The organism is Citrobacter sp. CFNIH10 (genome assembly GCF_002934585.1).
In the GTDB taxonomy this organism is placed as follows: Bacteria; Pseudomonadota; Gammaproteobacteria; order Enterobacterales; family Enterobacteriaceae; genus Citrobacter_A; species Citrobacter_A amalonaticus.
In genome coordinates this window covers 1-16,771 of the sequence record NZ_CP026211.1, presented here as the reverse complement: position 1 = coordinate 16,771, position 16,771 = coordinate 1, and the positions used below count along the sequence as shown (strand labels likewise).

Below are 16,771 nucleotides of genomic sequence, written 5' to 3'. Positions count from 1 at the left end.
AGCTTCCGTAGTAGTCCGCGATGGGGAAAGCCCATTACATGGCGAAGGGAAGCAGTTTGAATGTGTTTGCGACGTGAATTAACTGACCTAACGAGGTGAAGACCTTTGATAATCAGCGAAATGCAACGCAAGCTTGCCACATGGGCAGCCACCGATCCGTCCCTACGGATTCAACGGCTGCTGCGTCTGATAACACAACCAGAATGGCTGGCTGAAGCGGCGCGGATCACGCTTTCATCAAAGGGGGCGCATACCCCCGGCGTTGATGGCGTGAACAAAACAATGCTACAGGCCAGACTGGCTGTTGAGCTGCAAATCCTCAGGGATGAATTACTCTCAGGCCACTACCAGCCCTTGCCCGCCAGACGGGTTTACATCCCTAAAAGCAACGGCAAACTGCGACCACTGGGTATCCCCGCGTTGCGGGATCGTATTGTTCAGCGGGCCATGCTGATGGCGATGGAGCCGATATGGGAGAGTGATTTTCATACGCTCTCATATGGCTTCCGGCCTGAGCGCAGTGTCCACCACGCGATCCGCACGGTGAAATTACAGCTCACAGACTGCGGTGAAACCCGGGGACGCTGGGTGATTGAAGGCGACCTGTCCAGTTACTTCGACACCGTACATCATCGACTGCTGATGAAGGCTGTACGCCGCAGGATCAGTGACGCACGTTTCATGACTCTGCTGTGGAAAACCATCAAGGCGGGACATATCGATGTCGGTCTCTTTCGGGCGGCCAGTGAAGGTGTGCCACAGGGCGGTGTTATATCGCCGCTATTATCGAACATCATGCTGAATGAGTTCGATCAATACCTGCATGAGCGCTACCTGAGCGGGAAAGCCAGAAAAGATCGGTGGTACTGGAATAACAGTATCCAACGGGGCCGAAGTACGGCGGTCAGAGAAAACTGGCAGTGGAAACCCGCGGTGGCGTACTGCCGCTATGCCGATGATTTTGTCCTCATCGTCAAAGGCACCAAAGCACAGGCGGAAGCCATCAGGGAGGAGTGTCGGGGTGTGCTCGAAGGCAGTCTGAAACTCAGGCTGAACATGGATAAGACTAAAATCACCCATGTTAATGACGGCTTTATCTTTCTGGGGCACAGGATCATTCGCAAACGCAGTCGTTATGGCGAGATGCGAGTGGTCTCAACGATCCCGCAGGAGAAAGCCAGAAACTTCGCCGCATCGCTGACAGCACTGTTATCAGGCAACTACAGTGAAAGCAAAGTCGATATGGCTGAACAACTCAACCGAAAACTGAAAGGCTGGGCCATGTTCTATCAGTTCGTTGATTTTAAGGCCAAAGTCTTCAGTTATATCGACCGTGTCGTGTTCTGGAAGCTGGCTCACTGGCTGGCCCGCAAATACCGTACAGGTATCGCTTCCCTGATGAGGTGGTGGTGTAAATCACCGAAACCGGGTCAGAGCAAAACGTGGGTTTTATTTGGTAAAACCAATCACGGCAAGCTCAGCGGCGAAATACTGTACCGGTTGGTGGGGCAAGGCAAGAAGCTGTTCCGCTGGCGGCTACCCGAAGGTAATCCCTATCTGAGGACGGAGACCAGAAACACGTATACATCGCGCTTTACAGAAGTGGCAATGGCGTTCGCCAGCATTTAAATGGAGAGCCGGATGCGCTGAAAGGTGCACGTCCGGTTCGGGGAGGAGAGGCAGGGAAATAGTCCGACTACGCCCTGCCTCTTACTCTACTCTGGACGGGTAAGCGCTGGGCGTACCTCGCCGTTGTTCTCGACCTGTTCGCAAGAAAACCAGTGGGCTGGGCCATGTCGTTCTCGCCGGACAGCAGGCTTACCATGAAAGCACTGGAAATGGCATGGGAAACCCGTGGTAAGCCCGTCGGGGTGATGTTCCACAGCGATAGTAATAATGCCGATGTCAGTCTTTACCACCACTTAGTTTGCCGTTTAACCAGATTGGTGTGATTACTGATGCAGTGAAGACCTTCCCGCATCCTGACTCACACAGCGATCGACCTTTTGTGTCCTGCCCTGGACCCGTCGGTTGCCGGAAGCGCCTTCATGCGAGGCATCTCCTCACCGATGCGCGTGACTCAAGAAGGGCCTGACGGCTTGTCTCGTTACTGTCCTGTCCGGGTTATCTGTCTGGAGATTCAACTCTGTTTCCTCACAGGAGCTCTGTCATGGTTGATAAAGTTACCGAAGCTGCCGTTGTGGGTGGCGTGGATACACATAAAGATTTGCACGTTGCCGCTGTCGTAGATCAGAACAATAAAGTCCTTGGGACTCAGTATTTCTCCACAACACGACAAGGTTACCGGCAGATGCTGGCATGGATGACCTCGTTTGGGACATTAAAGCGAATTGGTGTTGAGTGCACAGGTACCTATGGTTCCGGTTTGCTTCGTTATTTTCAGAACGCCGGGTTAGAAGTTCTTGAGGTGACTGCTCCAGACCGGATGGAGCGACGCAAACGGGGTAAAAGTGACACAATTGATGCTGAATGTGCCGCTCATGCAGCATTCTCAGGCATCAGGACAGTTACTCCCAAAACGCGTGATGGCATGATTGAGTCCCTGCGGGTATTAAAAACTTGCCGAAAAACAGCAATATCAGCCCGCAGAGTCGCTCTCCAGATTATCCATTCAAATATTATCTCTGCCCCGGATGAATTACGTGAACAGCTCAGAAATATGACGCGCATGCAGCTCATCAGGACCCTGGGTTCCTGGAGACCTGATGCCAGTGAATACCGCAATGTAACCAACGTTTATCGCATTTCATTAAAGTCCCTTGCCCGACGCTATCTCGAGTTACATGACGAAATCGCTGATCTGGATGTCATGATTGCGGCAATTGTCGACGAGTTGGCACCTGAGCTGATTAAACGTAATGCTATCGGATACGAAAGCGCTTCACAGTTGCTGATCACTGCCGGAGACAATCCTCAACGGTTAAGATCAGAATCAGGATTTGCGGCACTGTGTGGTGTCAGCCCGGTCCCCGTTTCTTCTGGAAAAACGAACCGTTACCGACTTAATCGTGGTGGAGATCGTGCTGCAAATAGTGCACTTCACATCATCGCCATCGGACGCTTACGAACTGACGCAAAAACAAAGGAATATGTCGCCAGGCGTGTAGCCGAAGGACATACAAAAATGGAAGCGATACGCTGTCTAAAGCGATATATCTCCCGTGAAGTTTACACGTTACTGCGCAATCAAAACAGGCGGATCAACAGTATCCCGATAACAGCTTGACTCTTAGAAGGGCGTCCAAGGCAGTCATTATACGAGCAGGCAGTTCCGGCAGTTACTGTGGCGATACCGGATCAGGCAGAGTATGAGTCGGCGTGGAAACTGCTGGGATAACAGCCCAATGGAGCGCTTCTTCAGGAGTCTGAAGAACGAATGGGTGCCAGCGACGGGCTATGTAAGCTTCAGCGATGCAGCTCACGCAATAACGGACTATATCGTTGGATATTACAGCGCACTAAGACCGCACGAATATAATGGTGGGTTACCACCAAACGAATCAGAAAACCGATACTGGAAAAACTCTAACGCGGTGGCCAGTTTTAGTTGACCACAACAAGCCGTATGAGGAACTGGGTCTTGCAGAAGATAAATTTACTGACGACCAGCTCATCGACTTTATGCTACAGCATCCGATTCTGATCAACCGTCCGATCGTAGTGACGCCACTGGGAACTAAACTTTGCCGTCCTTCAGAGGTTGTTCTCGATATCCTTCCAGATGCCCAGAAAGCGGCTTTCACCAAGGAAGACGGTGAAAAAGTCGTTGATGATTCAGGTAAAAGACTGAAATAAAGACGAAGGGGGCATTTGCCCCCTTCATTATTACTTCGCCATTTCTTCCAGCAGGTCAATACCAACCGGCTCTTCGCTCTGTAGCGCTGTTAATGCAATACGCTTTGCATACTGCTCTTCCACATCAGAGATGAGAGGCAGCTCGCGGTTCGCCCTGATCTTCAGGAAAGGCGAAGACGGTTGAGCAGCTGCCAGGCTGTTATTAACGACCCATGCCCACGGCTCGATGCCAGCTCGGCGTAGATCCTGCTGCAGGTTAGCGGCTTCCAGTACAGGTGTCGTTTCGGCAAGCGTCACGATAATCACCTTCGTCTTCTCCGGGTCTGCTGCTTTTTCGCTATCACCTGTCTTCGATGTCAGAAAGCGAGAGAATTCGGCTTCATGCTGTCGCCAGAACACACTCATGCAATTGTTGAATGCCTTTACATCACTCATGTTCGTCCTCAAATTTTGCTCAGATTAACCCGGCTCTCATCTTCCAGAATTTTATAAACAGTGGAACGGGCAATACTGAGCCGGCGGGCAATATCTGTTGCACCAGTTCCCTGCTGATGAAGTGCCAGTACACTATTTCTGTCGATGATGCGCTTTCGGCCAAACCGGATACCTTTCAGCCTGGCCTCCTGCCGTCCTTCGTTCGTACGCTCCAGAATCCTCCTGCGTTCGGCCTGGGCTACAGCTGAAAGAATGGTCACAACCATTTTCCCCATTTCACCGTCGGTGCTGATCCCGTCGTCTATGAATCGGACCGCGACTCCCTGAGCGTCGAATTCTTTTATCAGTTGGATCATATCGGCAGTGTCGCGGCCAAGCCGGTCGAGTTTCTTCACCAGGATGACGTCACCTTCCTCCACCTTCATTCGCAGCAGATCCAGTCCTTTCCTGTCGGTAGAACTGCCGGATGCTTTGTCGGTAAATATGCGACTGGCTTTCACCCCCGCCTCTTTAAGCCCCTTGATCTGAATATCGAGGGACTGCTGGCTTGTTGATACCCGTGCGTAACCAAAAAGTCGCATAAAAATGTATCCTAAATCAAATATCGGACAGTGGGTGTCTGTTATAACAAAAAATCGATTTAATAGACACCTAGACAACACCATTTTAGTGTGTCCGAGAATTTATAATATTTCGAACGGTTGCAGTTGTGTTAAAAAAGCCGTCAGGCAGGGAGGCCGATATGCCCGTTGATTTTTTGACCACTGAGCAGGTTGAGAGTTATGGCAGGTTCACTGGCGAACCCGATGAACTTCAGCTGGCGCGTTATTTTCATCTTGATGAAGCGGATAAAGAATTTATCGGGAAAAGCCGGGGTGATCACAATGGCACTGTTGCAAAGTTAGCGATGAGGCAGCCTTTTGTCTTATTCAAAGGCCTTACATTTCAAAAACTCTGCTTACCAGGCGCATTTCGCCCAGGGGATCACCATAATAAAATGCTGAGGCCTGGCCTTTGCGTAGTGCACGCATCACCTCAATACCTTTGATGGTGGCGTAAGCCGTCTTCATGGATTTAAATCCCAGCGTGGCGCCGATTATCCGTTTCAGTTTGCCATGATCGCATTCAATCACGTTGTTCCGGTACTTAATCTGTCGGTGTTCAACGTCAGACGGGCACCGGCCTTCGCGTTTGAGCAGAGCAAGCGCGCGACCATAGGCGGGCGCTTTATCCGTGTTGATGAATCGCGGGATCTGCCACTTCTTCACGTTGTTGAGGATTTTACCCAGAAACCGGTATGCAGCTTTGCTGTTACGACGGGAGGAGAGATAAAAATCGACAGTGCGGCCCCGGCTGTCGACGGCCCGGTACAGATACGCCCAGCGGCCATTGACCTTCACGTAGGTTTCATCCATGTGCCACGGGCAAAGATCGGAAGGGTTACGCCAGTACCAGCGCAGCCGTTTTTCCATTTCAGGCGCATAACGCTGAACCCAGCGGTAAATCGTGGAGTGATCGACATTCACTCCGCGTTCAGCCAGCATCTCCTGCAGCTCACGGTAACTGATGCCGTATTTGCAGTACCAGCGTACGGCCCACAGAATGATGTCACGCTGAAAATGCCGGCCTTTGAATGGGTTCATGTGCAGCTCCATCAGCAAAAGGGGATGATAAGTTTATCACCACCGACTATTTGCAACAGTGCCCAGTCCACGCCTCAGAACTTGTGGGCTCGCTTTTAAAAAGTTCCCGTCCGTCAGGGCTGGCGCAGGCGATTATGGAGGTGGGACGGGTCAACAAGACGCTGTACCTCCTCAACTACATTGATGATGAAGAATATCGTCGCAGGATACTGACTCAGCTTAACCGGGGAGAAGGCCGTCACGCCGTGGCAAGGGCGATCTGTTACGGCCAACGTGGTGAGATTAGAAAACGTTACCGTGAGGGGCAGGAGGATCAACTGGGTGCGCTGGGGCTTGTCACTAACGCAGTTGTATTGTGGAACACGCTTTATATGCAGGAAGCGCTATCACATTTGCGCAGCGCTGGTGAGATCCCGGAAGACGAGCATATCTCACGCCTGTCGCCACTGATGTACGGTCATATCAACATGCTGGGACATTATACGTTCACGCTGCCGGAAAATATTCTGAAGGGAGAGTTGAGGCCATTAAATTTCAATTCAAACAATGAATTATTGCCTTAACGTGGTTTTTTACACGATTGAACCTCGAACCCCTATATCGGCTAAAGCACTCCGGTAGCTTGATTCACCCCACGGCCACGGCAGGATCTTGGCCGTCGCAAGCGCCAGGGGAAAATCTTCAGCTGCAAGCCTGAGTGATTTCATGTGCGTGTAATCCATCGCCCAGATGATTTTTGTGAAGAAGAACTCGCGCTCGTTCATGTCCGGGCGCGCGTCCTGGCCCTCCGTGCCAACGGCCAGCAAGTAATCGGCCTGAATTGGCAGTATCAGCGCGCGTAGTAAGTCATGGATCGCCGGTTGCGGCAGTCTGCGCGCCAGATTAATTACCCGGTCGAACTTCAGTTTATCCTGCTTGCGCTTGTCGGTCTGCTCCATCAGATTTCATGGCCCCCTTCTTCATGCTCATGCTCATGGGTGTGTTCTTTTCCGGTATGGCTCTGTTCCGCCTGAGACGTCTGCGGCATGGCGTAATCGTCGTAAATGCTGCTGTCAAAGTCGTAGTCTGATGCTTCGGCATAATGCTCGTAATCGGCATACTCCTGCGCGCTCCACTGCTGATCGTCGGCAGCAGCATAATCATGGGCCAGTTCTGCATCATTTTGCTGTGCTTCATGACGCCGCAGGCCAACGGAATCATCCATAGGGTTCTGCTTAAGATGAAAGGCGTCCTCTGCGTTGCTCACCGGCTGATAATCAGTGCCGGTTGTCATGTTATGTTCATCGGGTTTCTGGTTAAACGCCATGCTTTCCCCCGTGGCTTCTGGCAGACCTTTTTCAGCTGATCGGGTTTCTAAACTGGTATCGCGGCCAATATCCTTAAACCTGGCCTCAAGCCCAAAGAAACGGTCAATTTCTGCGGCCGTGGTTTTCGGGCTGTCGCGGCTCACGCTCGATGCCAAAGATTTTTTATCGTCGGTAAAAATTTCCACCTCATGACGCGCACGCGAAATACCAACATAAAAAACGTCCTTAGAAGTGGTAAGCGATTTGGTATCTATGTTGAACAACACGCGATCACAGGTAAGCCCCTGGGATTTGTGGACGGTGGTTGCATAAGCATAGGAAAGATAAGAAGCCTGTTTTTTGTCCAGCTCAACCGTGCGCCCTTTTTTGTCCTCAAGCGTCAGTTTTTCACCCTCCACGGTTTTCACCGTGAAGCGGTCGCCGTTGGCAACGTCCAGCGTTTTATCGTTACGCGTTACCATGACCTTATCGCCCGGCGCCAGTTCGGCGCTGACTGCCTGGTATACAGACAGCTTGGTGTGTGTACGCGGGCTGAAAGCGATCTGCTCACCGCTGCTGCTTTCAACCGTCAATTTGTTGCCCGGCCCGGTATCAAGAACCTGGTAAGACTCGCCCCGCTTCATACCATTTTTGTAATCCTGTTCGGGGATAATGATTTGCCCTTTACTGAAATAACGGCTGTCGCGGCGTTCCGCCTGTGTCGAATCCACGCGGTCAAGTAGCGTGAACGTTTCGCCGGTTCCGGCAAGCCCCAGATTGCCCCGGATGTAGTCATTGAGGGTTTTGCGTGAGGCGTTCGTACCAGAGATTATCAGGGTGGCATCCTGTTGTTCTGAGGACAGAGACAGGTAGCGATCGGCAAGTTGAGCGAGTCGGGGCGCTTCTTCCTTCAGTTCGTTCACGCCGGTGATATTTTTCAGGGCGCGCGCGGCATTACCTTCAGCGGCATACTTAACCGCCTCAAGCAAAACTTCATTCTTCTGTCGCTGAATGTCTTTCATGTAGCTGGTCTGCATACCTGCTTTAATCAGCTGCTCAAAAGGCTTACCGGCTTCTACCGCTTTCGTCTGTGACGTATCCCCCAGGAATACCGCGCGAGCGTTATGCTTCTCGATCACCTCCATCAGCTGTTTCATCTGCCGGGCGGGTATAACCCCGGCTTCATCAATGAATACGACTGATTTTTCATCCAGCTTTTTATCCTTCGCTTTGAGGAAGGCGGCAACGGTGCGGGCCGGTAATCCATCATCTTCAAGCGCTTTTTTCTGTGTCCCATAGGGGGCCAGCGCCGTGACCTTCAGCCCTTGTGACTCCAGCAGCTCTTTAGCGGCCATCGTCATATAGCTTTTACCGGTACCGGCGTAACCATGTGCGGCCACAAAACGATCTTTGCTCGTCACAATTTCTGTAACTGCGCGCATCTGCTCATTCTTGAGGGTTTTCCCGGCGAGCAGCTGGCCTGCAATCTCTGCGGTCAGCTGTCGCGGCATCTGCCCCCGGCCGCGTGATTCGATAGTCAGAATGGAACGCTCAAGGCGAATACCCTCCACGGTAGTGACGCGGTGGCTGGTCTTTTTAAGCCTGCCGTTTTTAATACCATCATCTACCGCAAAACGGGCTTTATCCGCACGCATCCCGCTATTCGTCAGCGAGTCGATCCACTCTTTGCGCGTCAGAGTTTCGGCCATAACTGAAGCACCGACCTTCAGCGTTGATTGATACCGGGCTTCGCCCTCGATGATGGCGCCCTTCTGTACCGCCTTCAGGTACGCTTTTTCAACATCGGCCATTGTGGCATGGCCCAGCACCTGCTTATTAGCGATCTGAATCAGCTTCTGGCGTTCAAAGCTGGCATCGCGCTCTGACAGCGACTTAACTGCAAACTGGATAGCCCGGTCAGCTTTAACCTCAGGGCTGGTAAAATCCGGGGCCATGTTGCGCGCAATATCAGCCTCCAGAGGTTTACCGTGTCCCTGCCATTCACGGTTATCAAAATCAATGCCTAGCGTTTTGGCGCGGCTGGCCCATTCCTGGTGAATTTCTTCACGGGAATGCTCTGTTTTCTTTTCACGCGTCGCCATCGAGACGCGGCTTTTCGTCTGAGCATCGGCGGTTTCCCGCGTCAGGCCCATTGCAGCGAGTCCCTTTTCAATTTGCTCCGACCGGCGGGAAAAAGCGCGAATCTGTTCGTCTGAAAAATGGGCCATATCGAACGTGTTATTTTTGCTGTTGTAACGCAGCTCATAACCGGCTTTGGTCAACTCCAGCGCCAGCTCCTGTTTGTAAACATCGCCCAGGTGCATTTTGTTACGCATCAGCTCATCATTTTTGAGCGCGCGCCACTGGCCGTCCTCGCGCTGGGTCATGTTCATGACAAAAGCGTGGGTGTGCAAATCAGGATCTAGCGCCCTGGACGTTTCGTGGCGAAAAGTAGCGACGACAAGGTTATTGGTATTCTGGGTTACTGATTTCCCCTGGCGAGTCGTCCGGGCCTGCGCGAGTTTTTCAGCTTCACGCACAGCAGCGGCAACAGCTTTTTCATGAGCCTCGATAATGGTTTTATCGCCGTGTATCAGCGCCTGCATGGATACCCCTTTAGGCGCTGAAAACGTCAGGTCGTAGCCCAGACGCTCTTTTTTGGCATCACCCACGTGTCGCTGCATATGCGTGAAGGTATCTATCTCTCCGACAAGCAGCTCTTTAAACCGGGCTGATTCAACGTCCCCGGATAAGCCGAGGGCTTCAGCTCCGGTTCCCTGCCAGGACGTGAATGATGAATCCTTACTGTAGTAATCATCCTTTGCATCAGAGTAGTAGCCCACAACGCTAGTGACGTTCTGGCGGGTAATCGTGGTTATATCAAGCATCAGATCTCCCTCAGTTCAATGCCAGGAACAGGGTTTTTGCGATGGTATTTAACGTGTTTAGCCTTGAACTTAGCGACGGGCATATCACCAGGCAACGCCAGATAGCCGGTGAGGTTTGGCAACATTGATATTTCGGTAGGCGTTACGGCACGAACAACTTTAACGTCGCGGCGTTTACGGACAATCCAGGGCTTCTGAGGATCGGATTCTTTACGCTCAACTTCGCCTTCTATCTCACCGAGTGAGCGCGACATTTGATCCAACGTTTCATCACCGAGACGGCTGCCGCCCAGCACGATGTTAGAACGCATGTTAGCCAGAATTGTCTGAGCCATATCCCGACCATAAACCTTAACCAGCTGAGAATAGGTTTGATAGCCAGCATAAACACACAGACCGCTTTTACGCCCTTTGGTCAGTGCATCGTTGAGGTTTGGCAGAAACTGGAGTGATTCCAGCTCGTCAATAAATACATTAATGCGGCTTTCTTTTTCACCCATACCCAGCACGATAGAAAAAATCGAATCCAGCCAGCAGGAAATTAGCGGATTAAGTGACCTTTTCATTTCTTCCTGCCAGGTGATAAACAGGGTTCCCGGCTTTCCATCATCAAGCCAGTCACGCAGGGAAAAATTACCTTCCGGCATTTTCAAATGTGGGGCAAGATTCTTACTGAGAACAAATCGCGCGCTTCCAACTGCTTTTTCAGACCCGGAAAAAATAGCTTCGGCAGGCGTCCCCATTAAAAATTCTTTTAATTTTTTCTGGTCAACGTTACAGGCCCAGTGAATAACTTCTTCCATAGTTACTGTGCTATATAGGCTGTGAAGTTTTTTCGAAACTTCACTAAAAATAAGACGGCCATAGCCGAACCATTCTTCAGTAGCCATATCAGGGCTTTCCTGAACAATAGAGTTCACTAAGCGCTCGTAATCATATGAACGGCGAATTTCATTGAAAAACACCCAGCCTTCAGTGCGTTTATCATAGGCGTTTAAAATAACATCGCCGGGACGATAGAAATTCTTTAAGAAGCCCCCATTTGGATCTAAAGCAATATTTTTGCCGCCTCTAATGATGCTCTTAAATAACAGTTCATTGAAAATTGTGGTTTTACCAGTACCGGTTGTACCGGCAATCGAAAAATGCAAGTTCTCAGCGTATGTAGGTATGGGGATATTAGCCACGGTTAACTGGTTGACACCTCTTTCGCGTGTTTTATCAGCGAGTGTTCTGGCGCGAACAAGCTCTGTACCACGATAAATCTTTTTGAATCTTTCGCCTTTAAACACGCGTGATTTATCATAAATGATAAAAGCGATCAGACCGCCAACACCAATAAACCAGCCAGCAATTAAAGCTGACCATAAAGGCCATAGCGAAAAAGTATTCTTAACCAGATACGGAATCAGGTATTTAGCCGTGGATGGATCAATACCGTAGGTAAATTTTGCAACTAGAAACCATACCATCACTGGAGGCAAAGTAATTGCAAATAAAAATGCTAAGCCTCTTTCTCTATCGTCCATTTCAGCGCTCCTTTTTTGGTTCCCAGACTTTGTAGCCGTTACGTTCAACCTCTGCTTTTGCCGCTTTGGTTTTGCCCGGTTCTGCTATCGAGCGCAGGAGGATTAGCGTTTCAATAGCGAGTGATTCATGCAACATCATCTGTCCTGCCGGTGGGAATTTTACGCCAGATAGCGTTTCGGTTATTGCCTTCAGCTCATCGCGCAGTGGGCCAAAATCCGCATCTGAAGCACGGTCAAAAAGATAATCCAGTTTGCGATTTACGTCGCTCAGCCGGTCGGCAACTATTTTCAACCCGGACTCCCGATCACCTGGGCCAGCTTCAATGCAGCGCCGCAGATAATCTGACCGATTACCTCCTGAAACCAGGTCTATATAGGCCAAAAGTTCATCTGATACTTTTGCGGTTATTATTGGCATTCAGTCCTCACATTGTGCATTTTTTAAACAAAAAATTGGGATCTAACAAGCTGAAATCTTAGTATTACCAAAGTAATAAAGCAAACTCATTATAAAACAATGAGTTATTGGGTGTTTTTAATACCTAATTATTACCGAATATTGTTGCTATTTATTTTTTTATCTTTTAAATCAGTATGATAGCGTGATTTATCGCGCTGCGTTAGGTGTATAGCAGGTTAAGGGATAAAAAATCATCTTTTTTGGTAGGGGCGATCTACGTAGGTTAAGGACTAACTGGCTAAAAAGCGTTCAATATTCCGTATTCATGCTTGCATGAATACCAGTACAACAAAAGTACATCAAAATTACATCAAAATTACATCACTTGAAGGTTGACAGTACAACAAAATTACATCATTCTTTGGTCATGAGGTAGCCAGTACAACAAAAGTACATCAAAAGTACATCAAAATTACATCAAAATTACATCATTCTAAATGAGGGTACTATGAAGCCCAAAAGTATCAGGGCGGCACTTCAGTTGATGTTGCCGGAAATAGAAGAAATGCTGTCACTGGGAGTTTCCAGGGAGGAAATTTATAAGGCAGTTTCTGAACGCTTCGGCCTGGAAGGTGTGAACGTTCGTAGCTTTGATACGTCCCTATATAGAGCGCGGCAAATCCGGAAAAATGGAATGCACAATACACATGAAAGGATGCCGAACAATGATGATAGTGTATTGCACAATACACAAAAAGGAGGTAGCGAGAAAGGTGCAGAGGAAAGTGTATTGCACAATACACAAACGCCGCCTGAGCCTGAACCGCAAGGAAGTGAAAAAAAAGAAAGTCCCGGCATTATTGATAAAGAGTTCTTCAATAAAATCAGTGAAGATTTCGACCCTAAGATGTTCAATAAAAAATTCTGAGGTGATTTATGAAAGTAGCGGTAATTAATTACAGTGGCAGCGTTGGTAAAACCTTAATTTCATCCTACCTGTTAGCCCCGCGTCTGACTGGAGCAAAATTCTATGCGGTTGAAACTATCAACCAGTCTGCTTCCGATCTGGGGATTGAGAATGTTTCCATTTTTAAAGGTGATGACTTTTCACGGTTGATTGAAGATATTGTTTTTGAAGATGCCGGGATTATTGATATTGGTGCGTCAAACGTAGAAGCGTTCCTGATGGCAATGTCCCGCTTTGACAGTGGCGCGAATGAATTTGATAAGTATGTAATCCCGGTTACGCCTGATAATAAGGCCATTGATGAAAGCCTGAAAACAGCACATACGTTAAGTAAGGCAGGTGTAAGCAGCGATAAAATCATCTTTGTTCCAAACCGCATTAGTCCAGATAGTGAAGTAGAGGATGTACTGGCGCCGGTATTTGAATTTGTCAAACGAACGAAAGTTGGCAAAATCAGCAAGAAATCTGTTATTTATAACAGTGAAGTTTTCGAATATCTCGCGTATCACCGTATCTCATTCGAAGCATTGACCGCTGAAGATCCAGAAGAATTTAAAGCCCGCGCTAAACAAACAACGGATGCTGACGAGCGCAAAAAACTGGCCCGCCGTTATACCTACATGAAACAGGCAATTCCTGTTAAAGCTAATCTCGATAAAGCATATGCGGCTTTAATGGGAGAATAAAATGGAAAAGCAGCCAGATAAATTTGAAGTTCTGATGGATTGGTTTTTAGGTGACGCGAAGGAAATCACCGCAAGTCAGAAAGAAATGACTGAGATACTTTCTGCGCTTTCGGAAAAGCTGGCAAAAGACACCGAAAGTTTAGGAGAGACGGCAGACTCTCTTAAACGGACTTTAGTAGAAAACCAGCGTTCAATTAGCCTGGCAATTAGTGATGATGCTAAGGCGCGTGAGGAATTTCTGACGAAGTTCCGCCGCGCGCAGGCGTCCAGAGCTGAGACGTTAACCCGTCAGATCCTTTTTATTACAGCTGGCTGCACTATTGTGGGCGCCGCCGTGGGTGCCGCGATAGCCATAATTCTACTGAGATAATGTAAACCGGGCATGTCCCGGTTTTTTTTCAAGCGAAGCGCGGAGGCCGCAGGCCGGAGGCATTAGTGGCCGCCGCCCGAAGGGGCGAGACGCGTAGCGGCTCGATGCGCAGCACGGCAGAACGGCCCCGCAGGGGTAATGCCCGGTTTAATTCAACGTGACAGTCACGTGGAGGAAAAATATGAATGACCGACAGCGTGAACAAGCCCGTATTCGCCAGGCCCGGCGCCGCGCGCGACTCAAAGAGGAAGGCGCTAGCGTGACAGTCACGCTAACAAAACAGGAAGAAGCAATGTTACAGGAGCTTTGCCGGGTTCGTCGTCCAGGACGAACAGCCTATTCCACGAATGAGTTTTTCCAACTGCTGCTGATCCGAAACTGGCAACAGTGGCAGGAGCAAAAGGCGCAGCTGGGGAAATGCCAGGCTTGCGGAAAGCTGAAAGCGGAGGGAGGTTGCGGCGGCGAACGGCAGAGCGAAACCTTTAACTGCTGGCTAGCCGTCGAAGCAAACGAGCTTAATGTGTAGTGTATTGTGCTATACAGAAATTGCCAAAAGCAGCGCGGAGTAATAACTGAAACGGCCGCGCAGCGGAAAGAAAAAAGCCCGGTCAATCCGGGTTTTTTTCTTTCGGCGGCTCAGTAATCGTCTAGATCTCCGCAGCCCAGCGGGCAACAATTACGCTCAATACCGTGGCTGCAATAATCGTTTTCCCGATCCTGCCGGATTTCTTCCGCGATCTCGTCTTGGGTCAGATAGTCAAATTCACGCCGCGCTACCGCGATCAGTTCTTCCCGATACTCGGCCGGAACGCCAGCAAGATAGCCGTCAATAACCGCGCTCAGGCGGCGCTGATACAGTTCATAAATCAGGCCGCAGCGGGGCTGCTGTTCGCGCGCAAAACTCTCACACTGGCGACGAAAATCTTCAAGAGTCTGCTCAAGGGTTTGTGTGGTCATGTCGTTTGTCCTCGATCTTTCTGTTAAAGACCCGGCTTGGCCGGGTCGTCAGTGCTATTTAGTTTGTTGCAGCAGCTGGTCTAATTTTGCCGCCAGTGCATACGTCGATGTGAAAGCGCCTTGCAGGCGCTGATTAGGCAGCTGGTTGAACGCTTCGAGGCAGGCGCGCAGCAATAATTCTTTCTGAGATTCGACTTCTTTTTTCAGCTGGGAAGGGGTGGTAACAGTGGTCATGCTTACTCCTTAGTGATCCGATACCGGCAATTTTTCGGGTGGCGGTATTGCCTCCCGATGATTTAATTATCGGTGATTACGCCTTTAAAGTCAATACAAGTACGGAATTTATTTACATGTTTTTATGCCCGTCAGGGCATGGAAGGCGACCGCGCCGGACTCCACCGGACACCGGCCGCAAATCGCCGGAAACTGCGGGACTGACCGGAGCAACAGGCCAACCCCCCTTCCTGCTAAGCCATAACCCAGCCCGCCGCCACGCAGCTGCCGCACGTCCCCCACGGGGGTGCGCAGTGGGCGCCGCGCGCCTGCGCGCGGGTACAGCGGCCCGCCTGCGGGTCGCGGCGCCGTACTGCGAGTTAGCGGCCGCCGCGCGGCCGGTTACGGGGGACACCGCACCGTCACGGCCAGCGCCCCGCTGAGCTGCACAATCCACGGATAACACAATAGCGCACTGGCAAAGGATGCCGACGCCTGAAGGGCGTTGGCACCCCGAAGGGGCGGGGCGAGACGGGAACCGGCTCGATGCGCAGCACAGCAGAGCGGCCCCGAAGGGGTAACGCCCTGTGTGGCATCAGGATTTAGCGCAATGGCAGAACATGAGCTGGAGAGATCACCGGCAAGCAGCAGCAAAGGGGCGGCGCAGCCGCCCAGATGGCTGTTTGCCGATACCGGCGATTAATTAGAGCGGTGTTTAATATCCCCCGCGTGGCGGGGGACTAGGTTTCAGCAAGTCATGTTAAATACGTGTCCGTCATGTAAACTGAAATCCCCAATAAACAGATCCCGCGCATAGGCTACGATGTCAAAATATCGGGCTACGGATTCAGGAATTTCATTCAGTAGACCGCTATCATTCAGGTATTCCTCTGCAAAAGTTTCTTCGTCCTTAGCTTCGCCCATATAGGCATCTCTAAACAGGTCGAAATCAGTGCTATTAAACAGATCAACAAAGGCCACAAACGCCGCTTCGTTTCCTTCCTCGCGGGCTTGTTTAAAGCCGTTAATAAAATCCCAGTTGATATGGCACTCTGACGCCATATCAGACGGAATACCCTCCCAATCCTGGAACATAAATTCTGGATCAGCCTCATTTGCGTGTAACTCGCGGCAGCGCTCGTAAAACTCCTCTGAGCTATCAAAATCGGTCAGATCGAGCCAGGCTCCCGCAATGCTTCCGCAGTTGTATTTATGGTAAGTGCCAACATAAACAGAAGGGGTCGTAATATCAGTCATGGTGTACTCCTTAAAGCGCCGATACCGGCAATTTTTCGGGCGGCGGTATTGCCTCCCGATGATTTAATTATCGGTGATTACGCCTTTAAAGTCAATACAAGTACGGAATTTATTTACATGTTTTTATGCCCGTCAGGGCATGGAAGGCGACCGCGCCGGACTCCACCGGACACCGGCCGCAAATCGCCGGAAACTGCGGGACTGACCGGAGCAACAGGCCAACCCCCCTTCCTGCTAAGCCATAACCCAGCCCGCCGCCACGCAGCTGCCGCACGTCCCCCACGGGGGTGCGCAGTGGGCGCCGCGCGCCTGCGCGCGGGTACG

The 16,771-nt window shown here is 50.5% G+C and carries 17 protein-coding genes and 5 pseudogenes; 11 read left to right on the top strand and 11 right to left on the bottom strand.

Going from position 1 to position 16,771, the window contains the following annotated elements:
* Nucleotides 1–120: 120 nt before the first annotated feature.
* From ltrA to C2U53_RS00580, 5 genes and pseudogenes are all read left to right on the top strand, one after another.
* Entirely contained in the window at nucleotides 121–1,629 is a 1,509-nt protein-coding gene (gene ltrA, locus C2U53_RS00605) for a group II intron reverse transcriptase/maturase (RefSeq protein ID WP_001189111.1), read from the top strand.
* Nucleotides 1,630–1,709: 80 nt separating this feature from the next.
* Nucleotides 1,710–1,898, top strand: a pseudogene (locus C2U53_RS00600) (DDE-type integrase/transposase/recombinase); the annotation flags it as partial.
* 272 nt (nucleotides 1,899–2,170) lie between these two features.
* On the top strand, nucleotides 2,171–3,247 hold the full coding sequence (locus tag C2U53_RS00590; protein ID WP_000227969.1) for an IS110 family transposase: 1,077 nt from the start codon (nucleotides 2,171–2,173) through the stop codon (nucleotides 3,245–3,247).
* Nucleotides 3,248–3,263: 16 nt separating this feature from the next.
* Nucleotides 3,264–3,572, top strand: a pseudogene (locus tag C2U53_RS00585) (integrase core domain-containing protein); the annotation flags it as partial.
* Nucleotides 3,573–3,579: 7 nt separating this feature from the next.
* A pseudogene (locus C2U53_RS00580) lies at nucleotides 3,580–3,816 on the top strand (ArsC/Spx/MgsR family protein); the annotation flags it as partial.
* A gap of 30 nt (nucleotides 3,817–3,846) precedes the next feature.
* Here the strand turns inward: C2U53_RS00580 and C2U53_RS00575 are convergent.
* The 3 genes from C2U53_RS00575 to C2U53_RS30645 form a co-directional block, all read right to left on the bottom strand.
* Entirely contained in the window at nucleotides 3,847–4,221 is a 375-nt protein-coding gene (locus tag C2U53_RS00575) for an ArsA-related P-loop ATPase (RefSeq protein WP_000110555.1), read from the bottom strand.
* Nucleotides 4,222–4,259: 38 nt separating this feature from the next.
* Nucleotides 4,260–4,832: a recombinase family protein gene (locus tag C2U53_RS00570; RefSeq protein WP_001556711.1), complete on the bottom strand. Its 573-nt coding sequence runs from the start codon at nucleotides 4,830–4,832 to the stop codon at nucleotides 4,260–4,262.
* A gap of 143 nt (nucleotides 4,833–4,975) precedes the next feature.
* Nucleotides 4,976–5,134 carry a hypothetical protein gene (locus C2U53_RS30645; RefSeq protein ID WP_233790600.1) on the bottom strand — a complete coding sequence of 53 codons (159 nt, stop codon included), beginning with the start codon at nucleotides 5,132–5,134 and terminating at the stop codon, nucleotides 4,976–4,978.
* Here C2U53_RS30645 and C2U53_RS30640 point away from each other — a divergent pair.
* Nucleotides 5,066–5,299, top strand: a pseudogene (locus C2U53_RS30640) (hypothetical protein); the annotation flags it as partial. The gene C2U53_RS30645 and the pseudogene C2U53_RS30640 sit on opposite strands and share 69 nt — an antisense overlap.
* Here C2U53_RS30640 and C2U53_RS00560 read toward each other — a convergent pair.
* Nucleotides 5,190–5,894 (bottom strand): IS6-like element IS26 family transposase, encoded by a 705-nt coding sequence (locus C2U53_RS00560; protein ID WP_001067855.1) that lies wholly within the window; start codon nucleotides 5,892–5,894, stop codon nucleotides 5,190–5,192. The pseudogene C2U53_RS30640 and the gene C2U53_RS00560 overlap by 110 nt on opposite strands.
* Before the next feature lie 65 nt (nucleotides 5,895–5,959).
* Between C2U53_RS00560 and C2U53_RS00555 the strand changes: the two are divergent.
* Nucleotides 5,960–6,457: pseudogene (locus C2U53_RS00555) on the top strand (Tn3 family transposase); the annotation flags it as partial.
* A 9-nt stretch (nucleotides 6,458–6,466) separates the two neighbouring features.
* On the opposite strand, the gene C2U53_RS00550 reads toward C2U53_RS00555, so the two are convergent.
* Genes C2U53_RS00550 through C2U53_RS00535 form a run of 4 tightly spaced genes read right to left on the bottom strand, consistent with a single transcriptional unit; the run spans nucleotide 6,467 to nucleotide 11,889 of the window.
* Entirely contained in the window at nucleotides 6,467–6,832 is a 366-nt protein-coding gene (locus C2U53_RS00550) for a DUF6710 family protein (RefSeq protein WP_012561167.1), read from the bottom strand.
* Complete coding sequence (gene mobF / locus C2U53_RS00545; RefSeq protein WP_012561166.1) at nucleotides 6,832–10,068, bottom strand: MobF family relaxase; 3,237 nt, start codon at nucleotides 10,066–10,068, stop codon at nucleotides 6,832–6,834. Before mobF ends, C2U53_RS00550 begins: the two co-directional genes overlap by 1 nt.
* On the bottom strand, nucleotides 10,068–11,597 hold the full coding sequence (locus C2U53_RS00540) for a type IV secretion system DNA-binding domain-containing protein (protein ID WP_000342688.1): 1,530 nt from the start codon (nucleotides 11,595–11,597) through the stop codon (nucleotides 10,068–10,070). The genes mobF and C2U53_RS00540 overlap by 1 nt, the downstream gene beginning before the upstream one ends.
* Before the next feature lies 1 nt (nucleotide 11,598).
* A complete protein-coding gene (locus tag C2U53_RS00535) occupies nucleotides 11,599–11,889 on the bottom strand; it encodes a hypothetical protein (RefSeq protein WP_000706094.1) in 291 nt (96 codons plus the stop codon).
* 616 nt (nucleotides 11,890–12,505) lie between these two features.
* Between C2U53_RS00535 and stbA the strand changes: the two genes are divergently transcribed.
* From stbA to C2U53_RS00515, 4 genes are all read left to right on the top strand, one after another.
* The gene (stbA, locus tag C2U53_RS30165; RefSeq protein WP_001749974.1) at nucleotides 12,506–12,925 is read left to right on the top strand and encodes a plasmid stabilization protein StbA; all 420 of its coding nucleotides are present in this window, start codon (nucleotides 12,506–12,508) and stop codon (nucleotides 12,923–12,925) included.
* Nucleotides 12,926–12,933: 8 nt separating this feature from the next.
* On the top strand, nucleotides 12,934–13,650 hold the full coding sequence (gene stbB, locus C2U53_RS00525; RefSeq protein ID WP_001749973.1) for a StbB family protein: 717 nt from the start codon (nucleotides 12,934–12,936) through the stop codon (nucleotides 13,648–13,650).
* Between the two features lies 1 nt (nucleotide 13,651).
* Nucleotides 13,652–14,020 (top strand): plasmid stabilization protein StbC, encoded by a 369-nt coding sequence (gene stbC / locus C2U53_RS00520; RefSeq protein WP_000414913.1) that lies wholly within the window; start codon nucleotides 13,652–13,654, stop codon nucleotides 14,018–14,020.
* A gap of 181 nt (nucleotides 14,021–14,201) precedes the next feature.
* Nucleotides 14,202–14,546, top strand: coding sequence for a hypothetical protein (locus C2U53_RS00515; protein ID WP_000999874.1), 345 nt, complete (start codon nucleotides 14,202–14,204; stop codon nucleotides 14,544–14,546).
* Nucleotides 14,547–14,656: 110 nt separating this feature from the next.
* Here the strand turns inward: C2U53_RS00515 and ccgAII are convergent, their stop codons facing one another.
* From ccgAII to C2U53_RS00500, 3 genes are all read right to left on the bottom strand, one after another.
* On the bottom strand, nucleotides 14,657–14,977 hold the full coding sequence (ccgAII, locus tag C2U53_RS00510) for a protein CcgAII (protein ID WP_001749971.1): 321 nt from the start codon (nucleotides 14,975–14,977) through the stop codon (nucleotides 14,657–14,659).
* A 54-nt stretch (nucleotides 14,978–15,031) separates the two neighbouring features.
* Entirely contained in the window at nucleotides 15,032–15,211 is a 180-nt protein-coding gene (gene ccgAI / locus C2U53_RS00505) for a protein CcgAI (RefSeq protein WP_000214483.1), read from the bottom strand.
* A gap of 726 nt (nucleotides 15,212–15,937) precedes the next feature.
* Nucleotides 15,938–16,447, bottom strand: coding sequence for an antirestriction protein ArdA (locus tag C2U53_RS00500; RefSeq protein WP_000129958.1), 510 nt, complete (start codon nucleotides 16,445–16,447; stop codon nucleotides 15,938–15,940).
* Nucleotides 16,448–16,771 lie beyond the last annotated feature (324 nt).